Source organism: Microbacterium maritypicum (assembly GCF_008868125.1).
In the GTDB taxonomy this organism is placed as follows: domain Bacteria; phylum Actinomycetota; class Actinomycetes; order Actinomycetales; family Microbacteriaceae; genus Microbacterium; species Microbacterium maritypicum.
This window is the reverse complement of sequence record NZ_WAAQ01000001.1, coordinates 1578721-1602988: the sequence shown is the minus strand read 5'-3', so window position 1 is coordinate 1602988 and position 24268 is coordinate 1578721. Positions and strand designations below refer to the sequence as shown.

Annotated in this window: 27 protein-coding genes; 8 read left to right on the top strand and 19 right to left on the bottom strand. The window is 67.2% G+C overall.

Going from position 1 to position 24268, the window contains the following annotated elements; all coding sequences use genetic code 11:
* Nucleotides 1-58: 58 nt before the first annotated feature.
* Nucleotides 59-886 carry a translation elongation factor Ts gene (tsf, locus tag F6W70_RS07725; protein ID WP_055868491.1) on the bottom strand — a complete coding sequence of 276 codons (828 nt, stop codon included), beginning with the start codon at nucleotides 884-886 and terminating at the stop codon, nucleotides 59-61.
* A 42-nt stretch (nucleotides 887-928) separates the two neighbouring features.
* A complete protein-coding gene (gene rpsB, locus F6W70_RS07720) occupies nucleotides 929-1879 on the bottom strand; it encodes a 30S ribosomal protein S2 (RefSeq protein WP_017830713.1) in 951 nt (316 codons plus the stop codon).
* Nucleotides 1880-2162: 283 nt separating this feature from the next.
* On the opposite strand from rpsB, the gene F6W70_RS07715 reads away from it, so the two are divergent.
* Nucleotides 2163-2723 (top strand): murein hydrolase activator EnvC family protein, encoded by a 561-nt coding sequence (locus F6W70_RS07715; protein ID WP_318278832.1) that lies wholly within the window; start codon nucleotides 2163-2165, stop codon nucleotides 2721-2723.
* A 25-nt stretch (nucleotides 2724-2748) separates the two neighbouring features.
* Here F6W70_RS07715 and F6W70_RS07710 read toward each other — a convergent pair whose 3' ends face one another.
* From F6W70_RS07710 to F6W70_RS07670, 9 genes are all read right to left on the bottom strand, one after another.
* Nucleotides 2749-3651 carry a tyrosine recombinase XerC gene (locus F6W70_RS07710; protein WP_055868497.1) on the bottom strand — a complete coding sequence of 301 codons (903 nt, stop codon included), beginning with the start codon at nucleotides 3649-3651 and terminating at the stop codon, nucleotides 2749-2751.
* Nucleotides 3652-3713: 62 nt separating this feature from the next.
* A complete protein-coding gene (gene dprA, locus F6W70_RS07705; RefSeq protein WP_151486314.1) occupies nucleotides 3714-4910 on the bottom strand; it encodes a DNA-processing protein DprA in 1197 nt (398 codons plus the stop codon).
* On the bottom strand, nucleotides 4907-6436 hold the full coding sequence (locus F6W70_RS07700; RefSeq protein ID WP_151486313.1) for a YifB family Mg chelatase-like AAA ATPase: 1530 nt from the start codon (nucleotides 6434-6436) through the stop codon (nucleotides 4907-4909). The genes dprA and F6W70_RS07700 overlap by 4 nt, the downstream gene beginning before the upstream one ends.
* The gene (locus tag F6W70_RS07695; protein WP_055868506.1) at nucleotides 6433-6795 is read right to left on the bottom strand and encodes a YraN family protein; all 363 of its coding nucleotides are present in this window, start codon (nucleotides 6793-6795) and stop codon (nucleotides 6433-6435) included. The genes F6W70_RS07700 and F6W70_RS07695 overlap by 4 nt, the downstream gene beginning before the upstream one ends.
* 128 nt (nucleotides 6796-6923) lie before the next feature.
* Complete coding sequence (locus F6W70_RS07690) at nucleotides 6924-7250, bottom strand: DUF2469 family protein (protein WP_017830719.1); 327 nt, start codon at nucleotides 7248-7250, stop codon at nucleotides 6924-6926.
* A gap of 72 nt (nucleotides 7251-7322) precedes the next feature.
* Nucleotides 7323-7982: a ribonuclease HII gene (gene rnhB / locus F6W70_RS07685; RefSeq protein ID WP_151486312.1), complete on the bottom strand. Its 660-nt coding sequence runs from the start codon at nucleotides 7980-7982 to the stop codon at nucleotides 7323-7325.
* Nucleotides 7979-8704 carry a signal peptidase I gene (gene lepB / locus F6W70_RS07680; protein ID WP_055868513.1) on the bottom strand — a complete coding sequence of 242 codons (726 nt, stop codon included), beginning with the start codon at nucleotides 8702-8704 and terminating at the stop codon, nucleotides 7979-7981. Before lepB ends, rnhB begins: the two co-directional genes overlap by 4 nt.
* A 117-nt stretch (nucleotides 8705-8821) precedes the next feature.
* The gene (gene rplS, locus F6W70_RS07675; RefSeq protein ID WP_017830722.1) at nucleotides 8822-9169 is read right to left on the bottom strand and encodes a 50S ribosomal protein L19; all 348 of its coding nucleotides are present in this window, start codon (nucleotides 9167-9169) and stop codon (nucleotides 8822-8824) included.
* Nucleotides 9170-9338: 169 nt separating this feature from the next.
* Nucleotides 9339-9827 (bottom strand): hypothetical protein, encoded by a 489-nt coding sequence (locus F6W70_RS07670; RefSeq protein ID WP_055868516.1) that lies wholly within the window; start codon nucleotides 9825-9827, stop codon nucleotides 9339-9341.
* A 109-nt stretch (nucleotides 9828-9936) separates the two neighbouring features.
* On the opposite strand from F6W70_RS07670, the gene map reads away from it, so the two are divergent.
* Nucleotides 9937-10719 (top strand): type I methionyl aminopeptidase, encoded by a 783-nt coding sequence (map, locus tag F6W70_RS07665; RefSeq protein WP_055868518.1) that lies wholly within the window; start codon nucleotides 9937-9939, stop codon nucleotides 10717-10719.
* A gap of 27 nt (nucleotides 10720-10746) precedes the next feature.
* On the opposite strand, the gene F6W70_RS07660 is transcribed toward map, so the two are convergent.
* Nucleotides 10747-11478 (bottom strand): class I SAM-dependent methyltransferase, encoded by a 732-nt coding sequence (locus F6W70_RS07660; protein ID WP_151486311.1) that lies wholly within the window; start codon nucleotides 11476-11478, stop codon nucleotides 10747-10749.
* Nucleotides 11479-11566: 88 nt separating this feature from the next.
* Here F6W70_RS07660 and F6W70_RS07655 point away from each other — a divergent pair, with 88 nt between their 5' ends.
* A complete protein-coding gene (locus F6W70_RS07655) occupies nucleotides 11567-12160 on the top strand; it encodes a histidine phosphatase family protein (RefSeq protein ID WP_318278831.1) in 594 nt (197 codons plus the stop codon).
* Between the two features lie 36 nt (nucleotides 12161-12196).
* On the opposite strand, the gene trmD is transcribed toward F6W70_RS07655, so the two are convergent.
* The 4 genes from trmD to rpsP are packed head-to-tail and all read right to left on the bottom strand — an operon-like array spanning nucleotide 12197 to nucleotide 14202.
* Nucleotides 12197-12916: a tRNA (guanosine(37)-N1)-methyltransferase TrmD gene (gene trmD, locus F6W70_RS07650; protein WP_151486310.1), complete on the bottom strand. Its 720-nt coding sequence runs from the start codon at nucleotides 12914-12916 to the stop codon at nucleotides 12197-12199.
* A gap of 19 nt (nucleotides 12917-12935) precedes the next feature.
* Complete coding sequence (rimM, locus tag F6W70_RS07645) at nucleotides 12936-13553, bottom strand: ribosome maturation factor RimM (RefSeq protein ID WP_051056604.1); 618 nt, start codon at nucleotides 13551-13553, stop codon at nucleotides 12936-12938.
* Complete coding sequence (locus F6W70_RS07640) at nucleotides 13537-13767, bottom strand: RNA-binding protein (protein ID WP_017830729.1); 231 nt, start codon at nucleotides 13765-13767, stop codon at nucleotides 13537-13539. The genes rimM and F6W70_RS07640 overlap by 17 nt, the downstream gene beginning before the upstream one ends.
* A 6-nt stretch (nucleotides 13768-13773) precedes the next feature.
* Nucleotides 13774-14202 (bottom strand): 30S ribosomal protein S16, encoded by a 429-nt coding sequence (gene rpsP, locus F6W70_RS07635; RefSeq protein WP_017830730.1) that lies wholly within the window; start codon nucleotides 14200-14202, stop codon nucleotides 13774-13776.
* 210 nt (nucleotides 14203-14412) lie between these two features.
* On the opposite strand from rpsP, the gene F6W70_RS07630 reads away from it, so the two are divergent.
* The gene (locus tag F6W70_RS07630; protein WP_151486309.1) at nucleotides 14413-15564 is read left to right on the top strand and encodes a glutamate--cysteine ligase; all 1152 of its coding nucleotides are present in this window, start codon (nucleotides 14413-14415) and stop codon (nucleotides 15562-15564) included.
* 12 nt (nucleotides 15565-15576) lie between these two features.
* Here the strand turns inward: F6W70_RS07630 and F6W70_RS07625 are convergent, their stop codons facing one another.
* Nucleotides 15577-16548: a sugar-binding transcriptional regulator gene (locus F6W70_RS07625; RefSeq protein WP_031206185.1), complete on the bottom strand. Its 972-nt coding sequence runs from the start codon at nucleotides 16546-16548 to the stop codon at nucleotides 15577-15579.
* Nucleotides 16549-16651: 103 nt separating this feature from the next.
* Here F6W70_RS07625 and F6W70_RS07620 point away from each other — a divergent pair, with 103 nt between their 5' ends.
* From F6W70_RS07620 to glpK, 3 genes are all read left to right on the top strand, one after another.
* On the top strand, nucleotides 16652-18361 hold the full coding sequence (locus F6W70_RS07620; RefSeq protein ID WP_151486308.1) for a glycerol-3-phosphate dehydrogenase/oxidase: 1710 nt from the start codon (nucleotides 16652-16654) through the stop codon (nucleotides 18359-18361).
* Nucleotides 18362-18453: 92 nt separating this feature from the next.
* Entirely contained in the window at nucleotides 18454-19206 is a 753-nt protein-coding gene (locus F6W70_RS07615) for an MIP/aquaporin family protein (RefSeq protein ID WP_151486307.1), read from the top strand.
* Between the two features lie 26 nt (nucleotides 19207-19232).
* On the top strand, nucleotides 19233-20747 hold the full coding sequence (gene glpK, locus F6W70_RS07610; RefSeq protein WP_127482408.1) for a glycerol kinase GlpK: 1515 nt from the start codon (nucleotides 19233-19235) through the stop codon (nucleotides 20745-20747).
* 29 nt (nucleotides 20748-20776) lie between these two features.
* Here glpK and F6W70_RS07605 read toward each other — a convergent pair whose 3' ends face one another.
* Nucleotides 20777-21685, bottom strand: a complete 909-nt coding sequence (locus F6W70_RS07605; protein WP_151486306.1) for a LysR family transcriptional regulator — start codon at nucleotides 21683-21685, stop codon at nucleotides 20777-20779.
* Between the two features lie 78 nt (nucleotides 21686-21763).
* Here F6W70_RS07605 and F6W70_RS07600 point away from each other — a divergent pair, with 78 nt between their 5' ends.
* Entirely contained in the window at nucleotides 21764-22678 is a 915-nt protein-coding gene (locus F6W70_RS07600) for an EamA family transporter (protein WP_151486305.1), read from the top strand.
* A gap of 6 nt (nucleotides 22679-22684) precedes the next feature.
* Here the strand turns inward: F6W70_RS07600 and ffh are convergent, their stop codons facing one another.
* On the bottom strand, nucleotides 22685-24250 hold the full coding sequence (gene ffh / locus F6W70_RS07595; protein WP_151486304.1) for a signal recognition particle protein: 1566 nt from the start codon (nucleotides 24248-24250) through the stop codon (nucleotides 22685-22687).
* Nucleotides 24251-24268 lie beyond the last annotated feature (18 nt).

Below are 24268 nucleotides of genomic sequence, written 5' to 3'. Positions count from 1 at the left end.
GCCTTGTGGGCATGAAGAAGGGGTTCGGATCTTCGCGATCCGAACCCCTTCGACGTTGCTACGCGCCGACCTTGAAGCGCGCGAAGTCCGTCACGGTGATACCGGCGTCCTTCGCCACCTGGGCGACAGAGAGCTTGTTGTCCTTGGCGTAGTCCTGCTCGAGCAGGGCGACCTGCTTGATGAACGCAGAGACGCGGCCCTCGACGATCTTCGGGAGAGCCGCTTCCGGCTTGCCCTCGTTGCGAGAGATCTCGGTGACGATCTCGCGCTCCTTCTCGACCGCGTCGGCAGGAACGTCCTCACGCGACAGGTAGGACGGGTTGGCGAACGAGATGTGCTGGGCGATGCTGCGCGCAGTCTCCGCGTCGTCACCCGAGTAGGCGACGACGACGCCGATCTGCGGCGGCAGGTCCTTGCTCGTGCGGTGCAGGTAGACCTCGACCTTGTCGCCGGTGATCGTGCGCACCCGGCGCAGCTCGACCTTCTCGCCGATGATCGCAGCCTCTTCCGAGATGACCTGCTCGACGCTCTTGTCGCCAGCGGTCGCGGCGAGGGCAGCGTCGACCGAGTCGGCCTTCACTGCTGCTGCGGCGTCGGCGACCTTGTCGGCCAGCGCAATGAAACGCTCGTTCTTGGCGACGAAGTCGGTCTCGCATGCGAGCTCGATGAGCGTCACAGCGCCATCCTGCTCACGAGCGACGATCAGTCCCTCGCTGGTCGAGCGGTCAGCGCGCTTCGCGTTGCCCTTCGCACCCTTGAGACGCAGGATCTCGGTGGCCTTCGCGACGTCTCCGTCGGCCTCCTCGAGCGCCTTCTTGGTGTCGACCATTCCGGTGCCGAGCTGCTCACGCAGCGCCTTGAGGTCAGCGATGGTGAAGTTGGCCATGTGTGGTGGCTCCTTGCTTCGTTAGGTGTGTGTACGAGGGGATTACTTGGCGTCAGCAGCTTCGGCGGCGGCGACCTCAGCGGTCTCCTCACCGGAAGCGGCGGCGATCGCCTCGTCATGAGCCTCAGCACCGGCCTCGTCGGCAGCGGTCTCGTCGGCGGCGGGCGTCTCGACGACGGCGGCAGCGTCATCTGCGGTGACGACCTCGGCGGCGTCAGCGGACTCCTGAACCTCCTGGGCAGGAGTCTCGAGGAGCTCCTTCTCCCAGTCGGCGAGCGGCTCGGCGTCACCCGTCTCCGGGTTGTGCTTCTGCTGCAGGCCCTCGGCCGCGGCGTCAGCGATGATGCGCGTCAGCAGCGAGACGGAACGGATCGCGTCGTCGTTGCCGGGGATCGGGTACTGGAAGTCGTCCGGGTCGGCGTTCGTGTCGAGGATGCCGATCACCGGGATGCCGAGCTTCTTGGCCTCGTCGATGGCGAGGTGCTCGCGCTTGGCGTCGACGACCCAGATGGCAGACGGCGTCTTCGTGAGGTTGCGGATACCGCCGAGCGACTTGTGCAGCTTGTCGAGCTCGCGCTTCTTGAGGAGCAGCTCCTTCTTCGTGAAGCCGCTGTTCGCCGGGGTCTCGTAGTCGAGCTCCTCGAGCTCCTTCATGCGAGCGAGACGCTTGGAGATCGTCTGGAAGTTGGTGAGGAGTCCACCGAGCCAGCGCTGGTTCACGAAGGGCTGGCCGACACGGGTCGCCTGCTCTGCGAGGATCTCCTGCGCCTGCTTCTTGGTGCCGACGAAGAGGATCGTTCCACCGTGGGCGACGGTCTCCTTGACGAAGTCGTAGGCCTTGTCGATGTACCCCAGCGACTGCTGCAGGTCGATGATGTGGATGCCGCTGCGCTCCGTGAGGATGAAGCGCTTGACCTTCGGGTTCCACCGACGGGTCTGGTGTCCGAAGTGCACGCCGCTGTCGAGCAGCTGGCGGATGGTGACCACAGCCATGGTCGTCTCCTTGTTCTGGCGCGTTCCTGCGCCGTTGAGGTTGCAAGCCGATCGGATGATCGGACTTCCTGGTGCCCGGCTCACGCCCGCCCGCTCGAAGAACAGGACCTGTGGGAATGGATGCCGCGATCTGAATCGCTTTGGGCACGCGTAGTCACCTCGATTTCGAGGTGCTCCCCCAGCATACAGGATCGCGCGTCCACTGACCCTGCACTCACGCTCGCCTGCCTGACTTGTCCCGCAGAGGTGGCCCCGACGTCGCTTCGTACGCGAACGACCGTGTATGAGCGACGAGACTCCTGCCATGCGCGTATCGACCAGAACCGTCTCCACACTGCTGATGGCGTTCCTCATCGCTGCCTCGCCCTCATCCCCGTCGGCCAGCGCCGGCGCGACCGGAGCCCCGCCGCCGGACGACACCGACGGGGCCCACTGGAGCTGGCCGTTGGCCGGCCCGCGCCTGGTACTGGAGCCCTATCGCGCCCCCGCGCACGAGTACGGAGCCGGGCATCGCGGAGTCGATCTCGGCGCATCCGTCGGCGCGGTGGTGTCCGCTCCGGCCGACGGGACCGTCGCCTTCCGCGGCACCGTGGTGGATCGCCCGATCCTCACCATCGAACACGCGAATGGACTGGTGACCACATTCGAACCGCTTCGCTCCCCCTTGGTTCCGGGTGACGTCGTGGTCTCCGGCGAGGAGATCGGATTCGTCGACGTGGGCGGACACACCTCACCCGGCGCACTGCACCTCGGTGTTCGACGCAACGGCGACTACGTGAACCCCATGCTCTTCTTCGGCGAGGTTCCTCGCGCCGTGCTTCTCCCGTGTTGCCTCGCACGCTGAGCGAAGGTGCGCGGGAGACGCCGGCTCACGCCCGCGGATGGGCGAGCCGATAGGTCGCAGTCAGCCGCTCGGTGGAGACATGTGTGTAGATCTGCGTCGTTCCGAGGCTCGCGTGTCCGAGGATCTCCTGCACGGCCCGGAGATCGGCTCCACCGTCGAGAAGGTGCGTGGCAGCGGTGTGCCGCAAGGCATGAGGGCCGATCGTCTCCGTGCCGACGATCGGAGCGAGCTCACGTGCGACGAGTTCGTACACGGTGCGCGGTCCCACTCTCGCCCCCCGGCTTCCGAGGATCACTGCGGCGGTGAACGTCCGCGACCTGGCCACGAGAACCGGCCTTCCGCGTGTCAGATACGCGGTGAGCGCGTCCCGCGCGGGCGAGCCGTAGGGAACCACGCGCTCCTTAGCTCCTTTACCGAGCACGCGCGCAGTGCCGCGATCGAGATCGAGGTCGTCGATGTCCAATCCGCACAGTTCCGAGACGCGGATACCGGAGCCGTACAGCAGTTCGAGAATCGCGTGGTCCCGCAGCGCGAGCGCGTCCCCCTCCTCGGCCGCGGCGCGGAGCGTGTCGAGGAGCGCAGACATCGCGTCTCGTGAGGCGACCGTCGGGAGCGTCCTCCCCTTCTTCGGCGCGACCAGACGCAGGCTCGGGTCATGGGCGATGAGGGCGCGCTCCTGCGCCCAGCTGAAGAACGATCGGGCCGTGGCCGCCCGCCGCGCCAGCGTCGATCGCGCATCACCCCGCTGCGTCGCACGCCAGAGCCAATCCCGCAGAACCTCCAAATCGACGGCTTCGAGCGGGACGCCCCCTGCCGATGCGTCGAGGTCGCGCAGGTCGGATCGATAGGCCTTCACGGTCGCGGGAGACAGCCGACGCACCCGCTCCAGGTGATCGGCGAACTCGTCTACCGCGGTCGCGAGATCCATGACTCCAGCTTGCACCGCTCCCGAGATGTCTCAGGCAGCCTCGCCGTCGAGATGCCCGGCAGTCAGCGCGATGGGGACGCGGGCGCTCGATACCACCCCCCGCCGTCGAGTGCGACGTCCCCCTCCAGGTGCAGGAGGCCGAGCACCGCCCGGACGCGATCCGGCGACAAACCAGAGCGACGGGCCACCTCATCTATCGGTAGTCGCGACCTGGTTCCCAGGGCGTCGAGAACACGGGTATGGCTCGACTCCCGGACGTGCGCTCCCTGCTCGTATCCGTCGTCGAGCGAGCCGAGCAGTTCTCTCACCTCCCGGGCTGAGGTGACGCATTGCGCGTCATACTCGCGCAGGAGACGATGACATCCGGCCGAAGAAGCCGAGGTCACAGGCCCGGGGACAGCGCCCAGAGGGCGACCGAGAGCAGCCGCGTGACCGGCGGTGTTCAATGATCCGCTGCGCCACCCTGCCTCGACGACGACCGTCGCGTGCCCGAGCGCCGCAATCAGACGGTTCCTCGCAAGAAACCGCCACTTCGTGGGCGCCGCGCCGCAGGGCGGCTCGCTCACGAGCGCCCCCTCCTCCGCTATTCGCCTCAGGAGCGACTGATGTCCGGCCGGGTAGGCACGATCCACTCCCCCAGCGAGAAACGCTATGGTCGCACCCTGTACACCGAGAGCCGCTCGATGCGCTGCACCATCGATCCCGTAGGCACCGCCCGAGACGATCACCGCCCCGGTAGCAGCGAGATCACCGGCCAGTTCTGTCGCGACGTGTTCGCCGTAGCCGCTGGATGCTCGCGCACCGACGATCGACACGCGAGGTTCGCGGGTGAGCAGTTCGGGACGGCCTCGCACCCAGAGCGCGCTCGGAGCGTGGGGACCGAGGTCTTCCAGAGCAGCCGGCCACGCCACGTCACCGGGGATCACGAGCTGTGCGTCGACGTCGGCAGCGCTGCGCAGAGCAGCGCCCACCGCAAGGGGGTCTGCGCGCGTGCGCCATCGAGCGCGTCCCTCGCGGAGTGCGCGCGACGCGGCGCCGCTCGCACCGCCCGGTGCGAGCAGCGATGAGGAATCTCCGACGGCCAGCGCGAGGGCTTCCACCGCTCCCGCCGACTGGATCAGTGCACCGGCCACCGCGTCACCAGGCTCAGCGATCACCGTCCACGCGGCGCGCGCGATGCACTCCTCCGGGTTCTCCCCCGGATGGATGCGACGCGCGAGATCGCTGATCTCGGACTCGGCCAGCAGCAGGTCGATCATCGCGGCAGCCCCCGTCGAAGGTGCAGTGCGCGTCCGATCTCGTCGATGCCCGGCCGCTCGATCTCCGCCAGATCCGCCATCGTCCAGGCGACGCGCAGAACCCGGTCGTAGCCACGGAGCGTGAGAGCCCCGCGCTCCAGCGCGCGATCGAGGGGAGAGCGCGTCACCGCAGGCAGCCGGTGCGGTCCCTGTCGCAACCACGTGCCCGGAACATCGCCGTTACGACGCCAGCGGGTTCCGTTCCATCGTGAGGCTGCCCGCGCCCGAGCGGCAGCGACACGATCACGCGCCTGCGCCGTGGAGAGATCGCCTCTCTTGCCCGCCATCGCTCGCGATGCGGCGACACGGTTCACCTGCAGATCGATGTCGATGCGATCACGGAGCGGTCCGGACAACCGAGTGGAGTATCGCCTGATCGACATGGGAGGGCAGACGCACTCGGCACCGCGAACACCATGATTCCCACACGGGCAGGGGTTCATCGCGAGGAGCAACTGGAAACGGGCGGGGAAAATGGCGGTGAATCCTGCTCGATGCACCTCGATCACCCCCGACTCGAGCGGCTGTCTCAGCGCATCGAGCGCGACGCGCGAGAACTCGGCGGCTTCATCGAGGAACAGCACGCCGCGGTGCGCCCGCGCGATCGCTCCCGGTCTCGCCGTACGGGATCCGCCGCCGACGAGAGCGGCGACCGACGCGCTGTGATGCGGCGCTTCGAGCGGCGGAAGCGGATCGAGAGCTACGACCGCCTCTCCGCTGAGCGAGCGCACGGACGCGACCTCGAGGGCTTCCTGTTCCTCGAGTGCGGGCAGGATCCCCGGGAGCCTGCGGGCGAGCATCGTCTTCCCCGCTCCCGGGGGGCCGCTCAGAAGCATGTGATGACCACCGGCTGCTGCGACCACGAGTGCGTCCACAGCGTCGTCCTGACCCACGACATCGGCCAGGTCGAGGCTGTCGCCCCGACTGTGCGCGGCCGATGCGATTTCGACGGCCTCCACATCGGGCGCCTCGACATCGGCGCCATGCCAGACGGCCACCTCGGCGAGAGAGGCTGCCGCGCGAATCTCGACGCCGGGAACCAGCCGCGCCTCCGCTTCGTTGCCCCGAGGCACGATCACCGTCTCGAATCCGGCTCGCGCCGCGGCGAAGACTGCGGGAAGCACGCCGGGAACGGGACGGACCCTGCCGTCGAGGCCGAGCTCGCCGATATGGACCGTCGCGGCGATCGAACGCGCATCGATGGATCCGCCGGCAGCGAGACAGGCCATGGCTATCCCCAGATCGAATCCGGCCCCGTGCTTGGGAAGGCTCGCCGGTGAGAGGTTCACCGTGAGTCGTCGCCGTGGCAGGTCCAATCCGGCGTTCTTGCAGGCGTTGTGCACGCGTTGGACGGCCTCGCCCAGCGACTTGTCCGGCAGCCCGATGATGCGGAACTCGGGAGTCTGATTCGACATGTCGGCCTCGACCTCGACCAGATGCCCGTCGACTCCGGTGAGAGCGACCGCCCAGGTGCGCGCGGTGGTCATGCGATGTCCACGAGATGCTCGAGCGCGCCGGAGGACGGATCCGGTCCGATGATGCCTATGGCTTCGAGTCGCACACGTCGACCGCGGGCGGCTTCCGGATTCTCCGCGACCCATGCCTGCGCGAGTTGCCACAGCCGACGTCGCTTACGGGCGTCGATCGCCTCGAACGGGTGGCCGTAGGCGGTCGTCCGTCGCGTCTTGACCTCGACCACAGCGAGATGACCGTCGCGCGCGGCGACGATGTCGATCTCTCCCTGCGCGCACCGCCAGTTCCGCGCGAGCACGGTGTACCCGTTGCCCGTCAGATGCTGTGCGGCGCGCTCTTCGCCTGCTCTTCCGAGTTCATCCTTCGCTGCCATGTGCCCAGCATCACGCGGGGTGCGTTCCGAAAGGAGCGATTCGATGCCGCTTCCGCGGCATCTGGGGAGAAGTCAGCTCTCCGAGATCGTGTGGAGGGCGTGCGAAGGCGGCGGGCCGAGAGGAACCGTCACTCGCCGTCGAGGGAGAGCTCCTGCGGGAGCTCGAACTCCCGGCGCTGCAGTTCCTCGACATTGACGTCCTTGAACGTCAGCACGCGCACAGCCTTAACGAAGCGATCGGCACGGTAGATGTCCCACACCCAGACGTCGGTCATCGAGATCTCGAAGTAGAAGTCATGCTCGGTGTCCCGACGGACGACATTGACTTCGTTGGCCAGGTAGAACCGGCGTTCGGTCTCCACGACGTACTGGAACTGCGACACCACATCCCGGTACTCACGGAACAGTGCCAGCTCGAGCTCGCGGTCGTAGTCGTCGAAGGCTTCCTCATCCATGATGTCTCCATCCTAGAGTCGCAGGCACCGCGGCGCGTCATCGACCGCTCGGGCACGGCCGGTGCGATCCGCTCAGAACAGGGTGGGCACGTCCGCGATCGCCCAGGATGCCCTGTGGTGCGGGGAGAGCCCGACAGTCCGGATCGCGTCGCGATGCGCGGAGCTGGCGTAGCCCTTGTTGCGATCCCACTGATACGCGGGATGCGTCTCGTGGAGCTCGGTCATGTATGTGTCCCGCGCGACCTTCGCGATCACGGATGCCGCCGAGACCGATGCGCAGTCCCGGTCGGCCTTGACCACCGGACGCACCCGGAGCGGGGCGGGATGCACCTTCGACAGATAGTCGTGATTGCCGTCGAGCAGGACGAGAGCACCGTCGAGCGCCGCGCCCTGATCGGCGACGGCCTGAACCGCCCGCGACGCGGCGAGACCGAGCGCCCGCATGATGCCGACCTCATCGATCTCCGCCGCGCTCGCCCACCCGACAGCGGACGCCTGCACCCACGCCGCCGCGCGCGCAGCGACCTCGGGCCTGCGCAGCTCCGTCACGAGCTTGGAATCCCGCAGCCCGTCGGGCACTCGACGGCGAGCACCAGCGGCATCCATCACTGCAGCTCCCACGGCGACCGGTCCGGCGAGTGCACCCCGACCGACCTCGTCCAGAGAGATGATCAGCTCGCACTCGCCGAGGAGCCGGCGCTCGAGAGTCAGCTTCGGCGCGACGACGGTCATTCCGGAGCCGGAACGCCGTTGAAGATCTCGTGATGACCGTCGATCGGCCCCAGCCGGTCCAACGGCCAGGTCGTGAGGAACGCCTTGCCCACGATGTTCCCCATCGGGACGAAGCCGCCGCTGGGGAGGTCCTGGTGCGCGCGGGCGTCGCGCGAACGGTCGCGATTGTCCCCGAGCAGCCACACCGAGTCCTCGGGCACCACGACGTCGAAGGGCTCGTTCGAGGCAGCAGTGTCGCCGGGCGGGAGGTTGAGGTAGCTGAGCTCATCGATGGGCGCGCCGTTGATGGTGATCTGACCGAGCGCGTTGCAGCAGACGACATGATCGCCGGGCAGACCGATCACGCGTTTGACGAGATGGTCCTGCGAGTCGGTGGCGGAGATGCCCACGAAATTCAGCACCCAGTCGACAGCTTCGACCAGCGGCGGCTGCGCAGGGGTCTGCGGCTGCCCGTCGAGCCACCCGCCCGGGTCCTTGAAGACGACGACGTCGCCCCTCTCGTAATCCGTCCAGCGGGGCGTGAGCTCGTCGACCAGGATGCGGTCGTTGATCAGCAGCGTGCGTTCCATCGACGCGGAGGGGATGTAGAACGAACGGACGACGAAACTCTTGACGACGAAGGAGACCAGCGCGGCGATCACGACGATCACCAGGACGTCACGAAGGAAGACCAGGAACCCGCGACGTCTTCTGGACGTGGGCGCGGACGGGGATTCAGTCATCAGGTTCCTTCACGATCAAGCGCCGTCGTGCGGCGACGGTATCTAGGTTCGCACACCGCAGGGAGAACAAAGCACCCCGGGACATCGTGTCCCGGGGTGCTGTGGAGAGGCTGCGACTCAGCGGTCGCGCTTCTCCTTGATCTTCGCCTTCTTGCCGCGCAGCTGGCGGAGGTAGTAGAGCTTCGCGCGACGCACGTCACCGCGGGTGACGACCTCGATGTGGTCGATCACCGGGGAGTGCACCGGGAAGGTACGCTCGACGCCGACCTGGAAGCTGATCTTGCGGACCGTGAAGGTCTCGCGCACGCTGTCGCCCTGACGGCCGATGACGACGCCCTGGAAGACCTGGATACGAGAGCGGCTGCCCTCGGTGATGTTGACGTGCACCTTGACAGTGTCGCCGGGGAAGAAGTCCGGGATGTCCGAACGGAGGGAAGCCGCATCGACGGCGTCGAGGATCTGCATGATCGTCTCTCTCTGCACCCGCCACAGGTCGCATGCATGTATTCAAAGGAACAAGAAAAGGATTGAACTGTACGGCGCTCAAGCGTCCGCGGGCTCCCCTGTGGCAGAACCGGTCACAGCACAAACACCCATTCTGCCATGGATGCGACGCCCGGCCAAAACGCCGACGTCAGTCGCGACTATCGGTCTCCCGCACCACGATGACCTCGTGGGCACGCGTGGGCGGTGCCGGCTCATCCACCGTCGGAATCGTCGACCAGGTGATGGTCTCTCGCAGACGCGCTCCGCTCCCCTTCGCCTCGTTCCACAGCTGCCACAGCTGCAACCAGATCAGGGCGATACCGGCGACGATGGCACCCGTGAGCAACCATGGGAACGCCCCGTCGATGAAGAACCCGACGGCGATCGTCAACCCGTTCCAGACCGTGAATCCCGCGACGTCCCACCAGGAGACCGCCCGTTCGATGCGGACCGAGGGACGCGAGCGCGTCAGGAGGGTGAGCAGAAGCTGGCCGAGGAAGACCGAGGGCATCGCGATCAGCAGCACCCAGAGGATCGACCATCCTCCCTGGAAGACGCCCCACCCGATGAGAAGCCACAGCGGCAGCAGGAACGCCGCCGGAAGAAGCCAGCGGAAGAAGGCCTGTCGCAACCACATGCTCAGATCGTACGACGCCGTCCGTTCCCATGTCCGGGTGTTCGCTGACAGCGGTCGGGGATCCCGAGGCGTGGGATCAGGGAGAATGGAAAGGACGAGAGGACAACCGATGATCGAACTGCGCACCCCTGCCGAGATCGATGAGATGCGCGCAGCAGGACGCTTCGTCGCCGAGACGCTGGCGACGCTGCGCGATGAGACGAAGGTCGGGACGAATCTCCTCTCGATCGATCGCCGCGCACACGACATGATCCGCAAGGCAGGAGCGGAGTCCTGCTACATCGACTACCACCCCTCCTTCGGGGCGAGTCCGTTCGGCAAGGTCATCTGCACCTCGGTCAACGACGCGGTGCTGCACGGGCTCCCCCATGACTACACCCTGCGCGACGGCGACCTCGTCACCCTCGACTTCGCGGTCGCGGTCGACGGCTGGGTCGCCGACTCCGCGGTGTCGTTCGTCGTCGGATCAGCGCGCGAAGAGGACCTCCGGCTCATCGACACCACCGAGCGTGCACTGGCCGCGGCGATCGACTCCGCCACGGTCGGCAACCGCATCGGCGACATCTCCGCAGCCGTCGCCGCTGTCGCGCACGGTGAGGGGTACTCGATCAACACCGACTTCGGTGGACACGGCGTCGGACGCACGATGCACGGAGACCCCCACGTCCCCAACGACGGCCGCGCCGGCCGAGGCTTCCCATTGCGGTCCGGTCTGGTTCTCGCGCTCGAGCCCTGGTTCCTCGCGACGACCGATGAACTCGTCACCGACCCCGATGGATGGACGCTGCGCAGCGCTGACGGCTCCCGCGGAGCGCACTCGGAGCACACCATCGCGATCACGGACGAGGGGCCGATCATCCTGACGGATCGGTCGTTCCTCGGCGTCGACTGAGCTGCGCCACTCCCCTATCCGCAGAACTCAGGCGCGACGATAGACGTAGATCTCGGTGATGTGCGGAAGGTCGAACAGGTCTCGCTCACGGGTCTGCTCCGACTCGTCGAGCACGGTCTCCATGTCGCCCAGCATGCGGGTGCGCGTCGATTCATCGGCGATGAGAACACTGCTGACGGTCGTCCATCGGCGAAGGTAAAGCTCTCGGGAGATGGGCTCCGTCCAGCGGAGCTGGGTTCGAAGAACGAGCTCGAATCCGGGAAGCTCCTCGTCCGCACTGTCGGTCGAGGCGTCGGCGGCGGCGGGATGCGCGATGCGATGGCAGTCCCGGTCCCAGGCGCACTCCGGATCCGCGCGGTTCCACAGCAGCCCGAGTGTTCCTCCGGGGACCAGCACGCGTGAGATCTCGGCACACGCCGGGCCCCGGTCGAACCAATGGAAGGCCTGGGCGACGGTGACCACCTGAACGGACGCATCCACCAGAGGGATGCGCTCGGCGGTGCCGACCAACGCCTCCACTCCGGGGAGCGTGGACCTCAGAACGTCGAGCATGCGCTCCGACGGTTCGACGGCGTAGGTGCGTCGTGCGCGAGCGACGAGCAGTCGCGTGAACTTGCCCGTACCTGCGCCCAGATCCAACGCCGCATCCACGGCGGCCGGCACGATCACCGTTGCCGCCTCATCGGGAAAGCCGGGACGGTATCGGTCGTAATCGTCGCCGATGCTCTCGAACGACCGGGCGAGCGCTTGTTCAGGCATGGCTCGACGCTATCAGCGGCGCGTCGCGACACCGCGAGACCAGAAGGGGCGCGGTATGCGAAGGGGCGCGGTATGCGATCCTGAGTCCATGATTCCGCAGGATCGTCACGTGCCGGAGCGTCTGCTGCTCGCTCGGCACGGTCAGACGGTGTGGAACGTCGAACATCGCCTGCAGGGTCAGCTCGACTCGCCTCTCACCGACGAGGGCGTCGCACAGTCGCATGCCATCGCGGATCTCCTCGCGGACCGCGGGGTCCTCACCGTGTGCTCCAGCCCTCTCGGCAGGGCGATGCAGACCGCGATCATCATCGCCGAGCGGGTCGGAGCGCAGCTGATCGAAGTCCCCGAGCTCGCGGAGCTGGACCACGGGGAGCTGGCGGGCCTGACCTGGGACGAGATCGAGGCGGCGTACCCGACGGCGAGGGAAGAGCGGGCCGCGAATCGCTACGGCTGGGCGTTCCCCGGCGGGGAGAGCTATGCGCAGGCCAGGGCACGGGCGCGAAAGGCACTCAGCGCCTGCGGGTGGGCTTCGGAGGGTGCGCCGCTGCTGGTGAGCCACGAGATGATCGGACGGATGCTGCGGGCGGAACTGCGGGGCCTCGACGCATCGAACGCCCTCGGACTCCGGCATCCGCACGGCGTGGTCTTCGAGATCGACGGCGGCTCGGAGCGGATGCTCTGACGCCTTCTGGGTGACGGAATCGGCTCTCGGCTTCGATCAGACAGGGGACGTCTCGTCACCGGGCAGGAGATCGGGACGACGCCGCTTCGTGCGCTCGATCTGCTGCCCGCGGCGCCAGGAGGCGATCGCGCCATGGTTCCCGCTCAGGAGCACATCCGGCACGGAACGCTCTCGCCACGATGCGGGCTTCGTGTACGAGGGGTACTCCAGAAGACCGTCTTCGTGCGACTCTTCGACCAGGCTCTCCGGGTTGCCGACGACCCCGGGGATGAGCCGGCCGATGGCCTCGATCATCGCCATCGTCGCGACCTCTCCCCCGTTGAGGACGTAGTCGCCGAGGCTGATCAGTCGCACCTCTCCCAGGTCCGAGGCGTACTCGAACACCCGCTCGTCGATGCCCTCGTAACGGCCGCAGCCGAAGACGAGGTGCTCCCGGGTCGCCAACGCTCGCGCGGTCTTCTGCGTGAACACCTCACCAGCGGGCGACGGGAAGATGATGGTGGGTCGCTCGGTGGTCGCTCCCTCGGACGACCCGGCGATCTCATCGAGGGCGAGACCCCACGGCTCGGGCTTCATCACCATGCCGGCGCCGCCGCCGTAGGGGGTGTCGTCGACCGTGCGGTGCCGATCCGAGGTCCAGTCCCGAAGATCCCGGACACGGAGGTCGATCAGGCCGGATTCCTGGGCCTTCCCGAGCAGGGAGAGCGTCAGGCCGTCGAAGTAGGACGGGAAGATGGAGAGGACGTCGATGCGCACGGGGGAACCGTATCAGCGCTCACTCGGCCGCTTCGGCGTCCGAGGGCGTCTGCGGCTCCGCGTCCGCAGCATCAGGAAGCTCTTCGAAGAGTCCGGGGGGCGGGGTCACGATGACGCGCCCTGCCTGGACATCGACCGTCGGGACGATGGCGGAGACGAACGGCACCATGACCTCGTTCTCCCCGGCCTTGACGATGAGGAGGTCCTGCGCGGGAAAGTGCTCCACGCGTACGACCCGGCCGACGACGGTGTCGTCGCGCACGACATCGAGGCCGACGAGCTGGTGGTCGAACCACGCATCGTCCTCGACCTCATCGACGTCCTGGTCGATCCAGAGGATCGCCCTGACGAGGCTGTCTGCGGCGTCGCGATCCTCGACGTCGTCGAAGAAGACGACGGGATTGCCGTTCATGACCCGGTACTCGCGCACCGTGATCTCCTTGCCGTGCCACGGAGATGCCTCTGGCACCTGCAACGTGAAACCGGCACCGGGGACGAATCGTCCCTCGGGGTTGTCGGTGTAAAGCTCGAGCTTGAGCCCGCCTTTGAGTCCGTGCGCCTTGACGAGGCGCCCGACACGCAGCTGGTTCTTGCCCTGGTTGCGGTCCTTCGCCACCACGTCAGTCGTCCGCGACATCGACACGGACCCGACGCCCGTCAGCGAGCGCGCTGACGAGAGTGCGAAGGGCCTTCGCGGTGCGGCCGCCGCGCCCGATCACGCGTCCACGGTCATCGGGGTGCACACGCACCTCGAGGAGGTCGCCTCGCGGCGATGTGGACTCGTTGATACGGACATCCTCCGGGTGATCGACGATCCCCTTGACGATGTGTTCGAGCGCGGCGGCGAGCACGACGGATTACTCTGCGTCGGCGGCGGGAGCCGCGTCGGCCTCGGCAGCGGCGGGAGCCTCCTCAGCGGGGGCCTCCACCTTCTTCTCGGCCTTGGGCTTCACGACGGACTTCTTGGCGGCGTCGATCTCGAACGGAACCTTGGGCTCCTTGACCTTGAGCGTGGACTTGGCGTCCTTGTCGCCCTTGAACTTGCCCCAGTCGCCCGTGATCTTGAGGATGGCGGCGACCTGCTCGGTCGGCTGCGCGCCGACGGAGAGCCAGTACTGCGCACGCTCGGAGTCGACCTCGATGAACGAGGGCTCCTCGGTGGGGTGGTACTTGCCGATCTCCTCGATCACGCGACCATCGCGCTTGGTCTTCGAGTCGGCGACGACGATGCGGTAGTACGGCGCACGGATCTTGCCCAGGCGCTTGAGACGAATCTTGACAGCCACGATTCTCCTGAATTGTGTGGAAGGAAACGAACTGATCGCCTGGAGAGTGGGGTGCACACCCGGCGGAAGCTCAAATGAGTGTGGACACCTGCTGGATAGAGGGTCGAGCAGGTCGTCCGACCCTCTATTCTGCCAGAAGCGCGCGCCAGGCGCGAAACGTGGCGAAACGACCGTTGCCGTGTCGCGCCTCGCCCGTGCCAGACTGTGCGGGTGAAGCTCGAGTTCGCCTCCTCGGCCCGGTCCACCGTCGGCCTCGAATGGGAGATCATGCTCGCGGATCCCGCGACCGGTGATCTCGTCGGACGTGCGCCCGAACTGCTCGCAGCCCTCGAAGCCGAGAGCGCCGATGAGCGCCACACGGTCACGGGCGAACTGCTCACGAACACGATCGAGGTCACGAGCGGCATCGGCGACTCGGTCGCCCATGCGGTCGACGACATCGCGAACGCCATCACCGCGGTGCGTGCGGCGACCGACCCGGCAGGAGTCGAGCTGCTCTCGGCGGGAAGCCACCCGTTCGCGCAGTGGTTCGACCAGCAGGTCACCGACAAGTCGCGGTACCACACCCTGATAGAGCGCACCCAGTGGTGGGGGCGGAACATGATGATCTGGGGAATCCACGTCCACATCGGCGTCGAGGACCAGCGCAAGGTGTTCCCCATCATCAACGCTCTCGCCGGGTTCCTCCCCCATCTGCAATCGCTCGCCGCCTCGAGCCCGTTCTGGGCGGGTGAGCGCACCGGCTACGCCTCCAACCGCGCGCTGGTGTTCCAGCAGCTGCCGACCGCGGGACTCCCGTGGCCCCTGCACGACTGGTCGCAGTACGAGTCATACCTCGACGACATGGTGCGAACCGGCGTGATGGCGGATGCCACCGAGGTGCGCTGGGACATCCGCCCGGCACCTCGCTGGGGGACGATCGAGGTCCGCGCGTGTGACGGACTCTCCACGCTGCCGGAGCTCGCCTCGGTCGCGGCGCTCGTGCAGGTCCTCGTCGAGGACTTCTCACGCCAGCTCGACGAGGGCAAGACCCTTCCGGAGCTTCCCGCCTGGTTCCATCGCGAGAACAAGTGGCGCGCGGCGCGCTACGGACTGGAGGCGAGAGTGATCGTCGATGCGGCCGGCACCCAGCGACCTGTGCGCGAGCATCTCGCGGAGACACTCGAAGCCCTCACCCCGACCGCCGTCGAGCTCGGCTGCGGTCGGGAGTTCGGCGGCATCGCCACGATCCTCGAGGGCGGGGCGAGCTATGCGCGTCAGCTGGCGGTCGCGGATGCGGCTGGTGGCGAACTCTCGGCGGTGGTACAGCATCTGATCCGCGAGTTCCGCTCAGGACCCGAATCCTCCACCGAGGAGCCGTAGCCGGTGCAGTGATCAGTCCTCGACGAGGCGCCTGGCGAGACCCTCATCCAGGACCACGTCCGTGATGAGTCCCGCGGCCAGGGCCGCGCGAAGACTGACCAACTTCGGTATCCCGGACACGACGCACACGCGACGAGGAACTCGGCGGAGACGGTCAAGACCCGGCCCCGTGGCCCTCGCGTTGACCCGGATGTCCCGCCACGACCCGTCGGAGCGGAAGAACACCGTCGCGACGTCGCCGATCGCGTGATCCTCCCGCAGGCTGCGGTAGTCGTCGCGCCCGAGATATCCGCCGACATAGACCCGGCTCGGTACTTCGGCGGCGGGAGAGCCGAGGCTGAACACCGCGACGTCCATCTTCGCCTGCAGGTCGAGAACACGGCGAGTGCTCCGCTCCCGCCACATCGCCTCACGCGTGGCGGGGTCGTCGAAGAATGCCGGAACCGGGAACTGCTGCACCTGCGCGCCGAAGGCGCTGCCGAACCGCTGCAGGATGTCGCTGGAGTACTCGACTCCCGTCGTCTGGGTATTGCCGGCGCCGTTGAGCTGCACGAAGGTGGTGTTGTGGGTCTCCTTCTGCGTGAGCCCGCGACTCACGGCGCTGATGGTCGATCCCCATGCGACGCCGATGACCATGTTCGAGTCGACGAACTGCGACAGCAGCCGTCCGGCTGTCAGCGCGACGCGCTCGAGCCGCTCGACCTCGCTGAGGATCTCCGGCATCGGGACGACGTGAGCGGCGACGCGATGCCGATCGCGGATCCTGTGCTCGAGCATGCCCAGACGCTCCAGGGGTGAATTGATCCGGATGTCCACCAGACCGCTCTCCCGCGCGAAGCTCAGAAGACGCGAGACCGAGGACCGCGAGGTGCCGAGCTCCTTCGCGATGACCTCCATCGTCTTGTCCTGCATGTAGTAGAGCTGCGCGGCGGTGAGCGCCGCGATCAGCTTGCTGTCGCGGGATTCCGCACTTGCACCGACCATGACATCCTCCTCCACCCCGATCCTTGCACATATGTGCAGTGGGCTTGCGCGGGATGCCACACAGGTCGATGCTGGTTGGCAAGTAAGGAAGAGAGGGTCGACGATGATCGATTCGACACACTCGTCAGCGGAGCGCGCAGAGATCCGCGCCGTCCGTGAATCCGGACGCACCAGCGTCCTCGTCATCGGTGGTGGGATCAACGGCATCTCCACCTTCCGCGACCTGGCACTCCAGGGCGTCGATGTCGTGCTGGTCGAGCGGGGGGACTTCGCCTCCGGGGCATCCGCCGCGTCGAGCCACATGATCCACGGTGGCATCCGCTACCTCGAGAACGGTGAGTTCCGCCTGGTGCGCGAGTCGGTCGAGGAGCGCAACGGGCTTCTCAAGATCGCCCCGCATTACGTCAAGCCGCTGCAGACGACGATCCCGATCTACTCGACCTTCTCGGGCATCCTCTCCGCTCCCCTGCGGTTCCTGACGCACAAGAGCGGCAAGCCCCAGGAGCGCGGCGCCTTCCTCATCAAGGTGGGCCTGACCATCTACGACACGTTCTCGCGTGACGGCGGGATGGTTCCCCGGCATCGCTTCCTCGGCCGTAAGAAGTCTCTCGCCGAGCTGCCGTCGCTCGACCCGAAGATCAAGTACACGGCGACCTACTACGACGCCTCGATGCACGACCCGGAGCGGCTCGCCCTCGACGTCCTGCAGGACGGGCGCACGGCGCACCCCGGAGCGCATGCCCTCAACTACGTCGAGGCCATCGCCCGTGACGGCGACAAGGTCGTGCTCCGCGACCGCGAGAGCGGCACGGAGTTCACCGTGCAGGCCGACGTGGTCGTGAACGCCTCCGGTCCCTGGACCGACCTGACCAACGATGCGCTGGGCACCGACACCCGCTTCATGGGCGGCACCAAGGGGTCGCACATCGTCCTCGATCACCCCGAGCTGCTCGAGGCGACGCAGGGACGCGAGATCTTCTTCGAGCACTCCGACGGGCGCATCGTGCTCATCTACCCGCTCAAGGGGCGCGTCCTGGTCGGCACCACCGACATCGACGCCGACCCTCGCGAGGTCCCCGTGTGCACCGAGGAGGAGGTCGACTACTTCTTCGACCTGATCCATCACGTGTTCCCGACGATTCCCGTGGCGCGTGACCAGATCGTCTACAAGTTCTCCGGCATCCGCCCGCTCCCGCGCCACGAGGACACCGCTCCCGGCTTCGTCTCGCGTGACTACCGCATCGAGGTCGACGACAAGGGGGCTGTCCCTCTCGTCAGCCTGGTCGGCGGCAAGTGGACGACCTTCCGCGCCCTCGGTGAGTCGCTGTCCGACGTCGTGCTCGGCCTCATCGAGCGCACCAGGACCGTCTCCACCGCCGGACGGGCCATCGGCGGCGGTCGCGAATTCCCGCGCACCGAGAAGGCCAAGCGCATCTGGATCCAGGAGAACCTGCCCGGAGCCGGGGCTCGCGCCGATCAGCTTCTCGCCCGCTACGGTACCCGCGCCGCTCAGGTCTGGGAGTATGTCGAGCAGGGCACGGACGCACCGCTCGCCGGCGGCGACCTCTCCACGCGCGAGCTCGAGTGGATGGTGCAGAACGAGATGGTGGCACGCCTGGAAGACGTCGTGCTCCGTCGCACCAGCATCGCCTTCACCGGCGGCGCGAACGCAGAGGTCCTCGACGAGATCGCCGACGCCCTCGCGCCGATGCTCGGTTGGGATCGCTCGCGCCACGACGCCGAGCTCGATCAGACGCGCCAGCTGCTGAACGAACGACACGGACTCGATATCCCGTCCCGCACCCGCGGCTGACGGGGTCTCGGACTGCCGCCCTCCTCGCGGCGCAACTCCCATAAAGTGTCGGGGCAGAGGGGCCCCGACACACAAGAAAGGTCAAAGAAGACATGGCTGATGTGAATCTCGGTCTCTACTTCCTCTCCGAGTTGGTCGGCACAGCGATGCTGATCCTGCTCGGATGTGGTGTCGTCGCCAACGTCGCCCTCGCCAAGAACAAGGGTTTCGGCGGCGGCTTCCTGATGGTCAACTGGGGATGGGGCCTCGCGGTCTTCGCCGGTGTGCTCGTCTCCGCGTACTCCGGTGCGATCCTCAACCCGGCCGTCGGTATCGGCCTTCTGCTGGCTGGCAAGATCAGCTTCGTCATGTTCCTCACAGCCACGGCCGCGGAGCTCGTCGGAGCGATCCTCGGTGCGATCGTCGTATGGCTCGCGTACAAGCAGCACTTCGATGAGGAGCCGGAGGCGGCCAACAAGCTCGGCGTCTTCTCCACCGGCCCCGCGATCCGTTCCTACGGCTGGAACCTCGTCACCGAGATCATCGGCACCTTCGTGCTCGTTTTCGTGATCTTCGCGTTCGCCGACTACGGCGACATCGAGGTCGGCACGCCCGGAGGCCTCGGACCGCTCACCGCGCTTCCCGTCGCGCTCCTCGTGGTCGCGATCGGCGCCTCCCTCGGTGGTCCGACCGGCTACGCGATCAACCCCGCTCGTGACCTCGGTCCGCGCATCGCTCACGCGATCCTCCCGATCAAGGGCAAGGGCTCCAGCGACTGGTCCTACTCGTGGGTGCCGGTGGTCGGTCCGTTCATCGGTGGTGCACTCGCCGCCGCCGCAGCGCCCGTCCTGCTGCACCTCGCCTGAACGACCTGAATTCAAAGGAGAACACAATGGCTGACTACATCCTCGCCATCGACCAGGGAACGACTTCCAGCCGCGCGATCATCTTCGACAAGAAGGGCAGCATCATCGCGACGGGTCAGAAGGAGCACGAGCAGATCCTGCCGAAGGCCGGCTGGGTCGAGCACGACGCCTCCGAGATCTGGCGCAACGTCCAGGAGGTCATCGGTCTGGCCCTCAGCCGGGCCGACCTCACCCGTCACGACATCGCGGCGGTGGGCATCACCAACCAGCGCGAGACCGCGGTCGTGTGGGACAAGACCACCGGGAAGCCCGCCTACAACGCGATCGTGTGGCAGGACACGCGCACGCAGGACATCGTCGACCGTCTGGCTGCGGACGGTGGAGTCGAGCGGTTCAAGCCCATCGTCGGACTGCCGCTCGCGACGTACTTCTCTGGTACCAAGATCGCCTGGATCCTGGAGAACGTCGACGGCGCACGCGAGAAGGCCGAAGCCGGTGACCTGATCTTCGGCACCACCGACAGCTGGGTGCTGTGGAACCTCACGGGCGGTGTCGACGGCGGTGTGCACGTGACCGACGTCACCAACGCCTCGCGGACGATGTTCATGGACCTCGAGACGCTCGAGTGGCGCGACGACATCCTCGAAGCGTTCGGCGTGCCGCGCTCGATGATGCCGGAGATCCGCTCCTCCTCCGAGGTCTACGGTGCCGCGGAGGACTCCTCCCTGCTGCGCGAGACGCCGATCGCCGGCATCCTGGGCGACCAGCAGGCGGCGACCTTCGGTCAGGCGGCGTTCCAGAAGGGCGAGAGCAAGAACACCTACGGCACCGGCTGCTTCCTGATCTTCAACACGGGCGAGGAGATCGTCCACTCGAAGAACGGGCTGCTCACGACCGTCGGCTACAAGCTCGGCGACCAGCCGACGCACTACGCGCTCGAGGGCTCCATCGCGGTCACCGGGTCCCTGATCCAGTGGCTGCGCGACCAGCTCGGCATCATCTCGTCGGCCCCCGAGGTCGAGGAGCTGGCCGAGAAGGTCGAGGACAACGGCGGCGTGTACATCGTGCCCGCATTCTCGGGTCTGTTCGCTCCGTACTGGCGTCCGGACGCCCGCGGCGCGATCGTCGGTCTCACACGCTACGCGAACAAGAACCACATCGCTCGCGCAGCGCTCGAGGCCGTCGCCTTCCAGACGCGTGATGTGCTGGACGCCGTGAACGCGGACGCCGGCGTGGACCTCACCGAGCTCAAGGTCGACGGCGGCATGGTCGCGAACGACGCGCTCATGCAGTTCCAGGCGGATGTCCTCGGTGTTCCGGTCGTTCGGCCGGTCGTCGCCGAGACCACGGCACTCGGTGCGGCCTACGCCGCGGGACTCGCGGTCGGGTTCTGGAACGGTCTCGACGACCTCTCTGCCAACTGGCAGGAGGACAAGCGCTGGGAGCCGTCGATGGAGGAAGCCGAACGCGACCGTCAGCTTCGTCTGTGGCGCAAGGCGATCACGAAGTCGATGGACTGGGTCGACGACGACGTGAAGTAGTCGTCTTCAGTGCGAGGCGGGTTCGGAGTTCATCTCCGGACCCGCCTCGTCGTATGCGGGGCATCCACGAGGGCATCCACGACCGCGACGAATGCTCGAGCGACCTGACGCGCTGCCGCAGCGTCCCAAGCGAGGTACTCCACGCGCACCGGGCCGCCGTGCACCTGGGCTGTGACCACGTGCGCCGCAGAGCGGGCCACGGTCCCCGGTGCGAGAAGGGTCACTGCCAGGCCCGCCTCGACCAGACCGAGGATGAGGGTCGCCGAATCGGCCTCGAACGCGACGTCACGGCTCAGCCCCGCCGCGAGGAAGGCGCCATCGCTCTGCGCACGGCCGGAGGTGCCGGCCGGGAAGTCGGCGAAGGTCATCCCGGCCAGGTCCGAGAGCTCCACAGCACTCGAGCCGCCCCGTGGATGCCCCGGCGGGAACACCACGACGAGGCGCTCACGAGAGAGCACGCGTGAGGCGACACCTTTCGGCGGCACCCCTTCACGCAAACCGAGCAGGGCCACGTCGAGTTCGCCGCTGCGGAGCTTCGTCGTGAGGGTGTCGCTGTTGCCGACCTGCAGTTCCACTCGCACCCGAGGATGCGCCGCACGGTACGTGACGAGCAGCGCAGGCACATCGACGGCGGTCACCGTCGGGATCACACCGATCCGGAGCGTGCCCTCCACGACACCGTCGGCGGCGGCAGCGTCCGCCTTCGCCTCCTCCGCGGCACGAAGCGCGATGCGCGCGTGGGCGACGAACGCCGCCCCGGCTTCACTCAGGCGGACGCTCCGGCTGGATCGGACGAACAATCGACGACCGAGTTCTCGCTCCAGCGATGCGATCTGGTGACTCAACGCCGATTGCGTGACGAAGCACCGCTCGGCCGCTCGGGTGAAGCTCAGAGTGTCGGCGACTTCCACGACATAGCGAAGCTGCTGGAGTTCCATGCTTCCATGATGTGGGTTCATCGATGACGTGACAACCATGCGTTGGACTCATCGACTTGGCGGACGCAGGCTGGAAGCATGAACCGCCTGACACTGGTGTTGTCGACCGCCCTCGCCCCCATCGCCTGGGGAACCACCTACCTGGTCACCACAGATCTGCTTCCCGCCGGCCATCCGCTGTTCGCGGGGCTCCTCCGTTCACTCCCCGCGGGGCTGCTCGCCGTCCTCATCAGTCGTCGACTCCCCCACGGCTCCTGGTGGTGGAAGTCTCTCGCACTCGGAGCGCTCAACATCGGCGCCTTCTTCCCGCTGCTCTTCCTCGCCGCCGAGCGACTCCCGGGAGGCGTCGCCGCCGCCGTCGCCGGTGCACAGCCGCTCATCGTCCTGGCGCTCGGAGCCCTCGTGCTGCACGAACGGATCCGACCGCTCACCGCTGCCGCAGCGGCCGTCGGCGCGGGAGGAGTGGCTCTGGTGGTCCTGGGGCCCGCCGCTGAGCTCGACCTCTGGGGAATCCTGGCTGCCCTCGGGGGCGTCACGGCGACGGGTGTCGGGATGATCCTGACCAAGCGCTGGGGCCGTCCCGTCGGGGTGGGCCCCGTGTCCTACGCCGGTTGGCAGCTCAGCGCGGGCGGCCTGTTGCTGCTGCCGCTCACGCTGATCGTCGAGGGCGTGCCGGCGACGATCGACGGCGGTGCAGCCCTCGGATACCTGTGGCTGGCCACCGCCGGGGGGATCGTCGCCTACACGCTGTGGTTCCGCGGTGTGCAGCAGCTGCCGGTGATCGCTCCGGGCCTTCTGGCCCTGCTCTCCCCCATCGTCGCGACGGTCCTGGGCGTGCTGATCTCGGGCGAGCGGTTCACGCCGCTGCAGGCGACCGGGTTCGTGCTCACCCTCGGCGCTCTGGTACTGGGACAGCTCGTCTCGCGGCCGAAGCCACCTCACGCTCGAAGCATGCAGGCGACGGTGTCGCCGTCTCTCACAGCGCCGCGCTGAAAGAGCTCAGCTCTTACCGAAGAGCTTTTGGATCTCCGCGAGGTCCGCCTCACTCGGAGCCTTCGCCGCTCCGCCGCCGAGGCCGAACCCGGAACCGGAACCGGTGGGCGTCGCGGATGACGCGATCCCCGCATTCTCGGCCGCGCGCTTGGCGGGGTTTCCCGAGCGGGAGCCGCCGGAGGACTTGGCCTTCTTGCCGCGCTTGGAAGATGCACCGGGACGCCCCATGCCGGGAACGGCCCCCATACCGGGAATGTTGGGGGTGCCGCCACGAGCAACGGTCTTCATCATCTTCGCGGCCTGCTCGAAGCGCTGCACGAGCTGGTTGACATCGGTGACCGTCATTCCGGATCCGCGTGCGATACGCAGACGGCGTGATCCGTTCAGGACCTTGGGGTTGCGTCGCTCGCCCGGCGTCATCGAGCGGATGATGGCTTCGGTGCGGTCGATCTCACGCTCGTCGAAATCTTCGAGCTGCTGCTTCATCTGCCCCATGCCCGGGAGCATCCCGAGCATCTTCTTCATCGAGCCCATCTTCTTCATCTGCTGAAGCTGGTCGAGGAAGTCCTCGAGCGTGAAGGCCTCGGTCGCGAGCTTCTCGGCCATCTTCATGGCCTCTTCCTCATCGAAGGCCTGCTGCGCCTGCTCGATGAGGGTCAGGATGTCGCCGAGGTCGAGGATGCGGCTCGCCATACGGTCGGGGTGGAACGGCTCGAGGTCTTCGAGACGCTCGCCCGTCGAGGCGAAGATGATCGGGCGGCCGGTGACGGAGGCCACCGAGAGTGCGGCGCCACCGCGGGCGTCGCCGTCGAGCTTCGACAGCACGACTCCGGTGAAGTCGACACCCTCCTGGAACGCCTTGGCGGTGTTCACGGCGTCCTGACCGATCATCGCGTCGATGACGAACAGGACCTCATCCGGGTTCACAGCCTTGCGGATGTCGGCGGCCTGCTTCATGAGCTCGGCATCGACGCCGAGACGGCCGGCGGTGTCGATGATCACGACGTCGTGCTGCTGCCGTCGCGCGTACTCGACGCCGTCACGCGACACCTTCACGGGATCGCCGACGCCGTTGCCCGGCTCCGGTGCGTAGACAGATGCGCCGGCCTGCTCCGCGACGACCTGGAGCTGGGTGACCGCGTTCGGGCGCTGGAGGTCAGCCGCGACGAGCAGCGGCGTGTGCCCCTCACCCTCGAGCTGCTTGGCGAGCTTGCCTGCGAAGGTGGTCTTACCGGAGCCCTGCAGGCCCGCGAGCATGATCACGGTCGGCGCGGTCTTCGCGAACTGCAGACGACGCTGCTCTCCGCCGAGGATCTGCACGAGTTCCTCGTTGACGATCTGCACGACCTGCTGGGCTGGGTTCAGCGCCTTGTTGACCTCGTCGCCGAGGGCGCGTTCGCGCACCTTCGCCGTGAATTCCTTGACGACCACGAGCGCGACGTCGGCGTCGAGCAGGGCGCGTCGGATCTCGCGCACGGTGCCGTCGACGTCGGCCGCGGTGAGCTTTCCCTTCGTGCGCAGATTGCGGAAGGTCTCGGTGAGCCGATCGGAGAGCGTGCCAAATGTAGCCATGGTGCTCTGATTCTACGC

What these genes read in the sequence shown, in the direction of transcription:
- tsf (WP_055868491.1), bottom strand. Translation starts at nt 886, where the DNA reads ATGGCCAACTTCACCATCGCTGACCTCAAGGCGCTGCGTGAGCAGCTC.
- rpsB (WP_017830713.1), bottom strand. Translation starts at nt 1,879, where the DNA reads ATGGCTGTGGTCACCATCCGCCAGCTGCTCGACAGCGGCGTGCACTTC.
- F6W70_RS07715 (WP_318278832.1), top strand. Translation starts at nt 2,163, where the DNA reads ATGAGCGACGAGACTCCTGCCATGCGCGTATCGACCAGAACCGTCTCC.
- F6W70_RS07710 (WP_055868497.1), bottom strand. Translation starts at nt 3,651, where the DNA reads ATGGATCTCGCGACCGCGGTAGACGAGTTCGCCGATCACCTGGAGCGG.
- dprA (WP_151486314.1), bottom strand. Translation starts at nt 4,910, where the DNA reads ATGATCGACCTGCTGCTGGCCGAGTCCGAGATCAGCGATCTCGCGCGT.
- F6W70_RS07700 (WP_151486313.1), bottom strand. Translation starts at nt 6,436, where the DNA reads ATGACCACCGCGCGCACCTGGGCGGTCGCTCTCACCGGAGTCGACGGG.
- F6W70_RS07695 (WP_055868506.1), bottom strand. Translation starts at nt 6,795, where the DNA reads ATGGCAGCGAAGGATGAACTCGGAAGAGCAGGCGAAGAGCGCGCCGCA.
- F6W70_RS07690 (WP_017830719.1), bottom strand. Translation starts at nt 7,250, where the DNA reads ATGGATGAGGAAGCCTTCGACGACTACGACCGCGAGCTCGAGCTGGCA.
- rnhB (WP_151486312.1), bottom strand. Translation starts at nt 7,982, where the DNA reads ATGACCGTCGTCGCGCCGAAGCTGACTCTCGAGCGCCGGCTCCTCGGC.
- lepB (WP_055868513.1), bottom strand. Translation starts at nt 8,704, where the DNA reads ATGACTGAATCCCCGTCCGCGCCCACGTCCAGAAGACGTCGCGGGTTC.
- rplS (WP_017830722.1), bottom strand. Translation starts at nt 9,169, where the DNA reads ATGCAGATCCTCGACGCCGTCGATGCGGCTTCCCTCCGTTCGGACATC.
- F6W70_RS07670 (WP_055868516.1), bottom strand. Translation starts at nt 9,827, where the DNA reads ATGTGGTTGCGACAGGCCTTCTTCCGCTGGCTTCTTCCGGCGGCGTTC.
- map (WP_055868518.1), top strand. Translation starts at nt 9,937, where the DNA reads ATGATCGAACTGCGCACCCCTGCCGAGATCGATGAGATGCGCGCAGCA.
- F6W70_RS07660 (WP_151486311.1), bottom strand. Translation starts at nt 11,478, where the DNA reads ATGCCTGAACAAGCGCTCGCCCGGTCGTTCGAGAGCATCGGCGACGAT.
- F6W70_RS07655 (WP_318278831.1), top strand. Translation starts at nt 11,567, where the DNA reads ATGATTCCGCAGGATCGTCACGTGCCGGAGCGTCTGCTGCTCGCTCGG.
- rimM (WP_051056604.1), bottom strand. Translation starts at nt 13,553, where the DNA reads ATGTCGCGGACGACTGACGTGGTGGCGAAGGACCGCAACCAGGGCAAG.
- F6W70_RS07625 (WP_031206185.1), bottom strand. Translation starts at nt 16,548, where the DNA reads ATGGTCGGTGCAAGTGCGGAATCCCGCGACAGCAAGCTGATCGCGGCG.
- F6W70_RS07620 (WP_151486308.1), top strand. Translation starts at nt 16,652, where the DNA reads ATGATCGATTCGACACACTCGTCAGCGGAGCGCGCAGAGATCCGCGCC.
- F6W70_RS07615 (WP_151486307.1), top strand. Translation starts at nt 18,454, where the DNA reads ATGGCTGATGTGAATCTCGGTCTCTACTTCCTCTCCGAGTTGGTCGGC.
- glpK (WP_127482408.1), top strand. Translation starts at nt 19,233, where the DNA reads ATGGCTGACTACATCCTCGCCATCGACCAGGGAACGACTTCCAGCCGC.
- F6W70_RS07605 (WP_151486306.1), bottom strand. Translation starts at nt 21,685, where the DNA reads ATGGAACTCCAGCAGCTTCGCTATGTCGTGGAAGTCGCCGACACTCTG.
- F6W70_RS07600 (WP_151486305.1), top strand. Translation starts at nt 21,764, where the DNA reads ATGAACCGCCTGACACTGGTGTTGTCGACCGCCCTCGCCCCCATCGCC.
- ffh (WP_151486304.1), bottom strand. Translation starts at nt 24,250, where the DNA reads ATGGCTACATTTGGCACGCTCTCCGATCGGCTCACCGAGACCTTCCGC.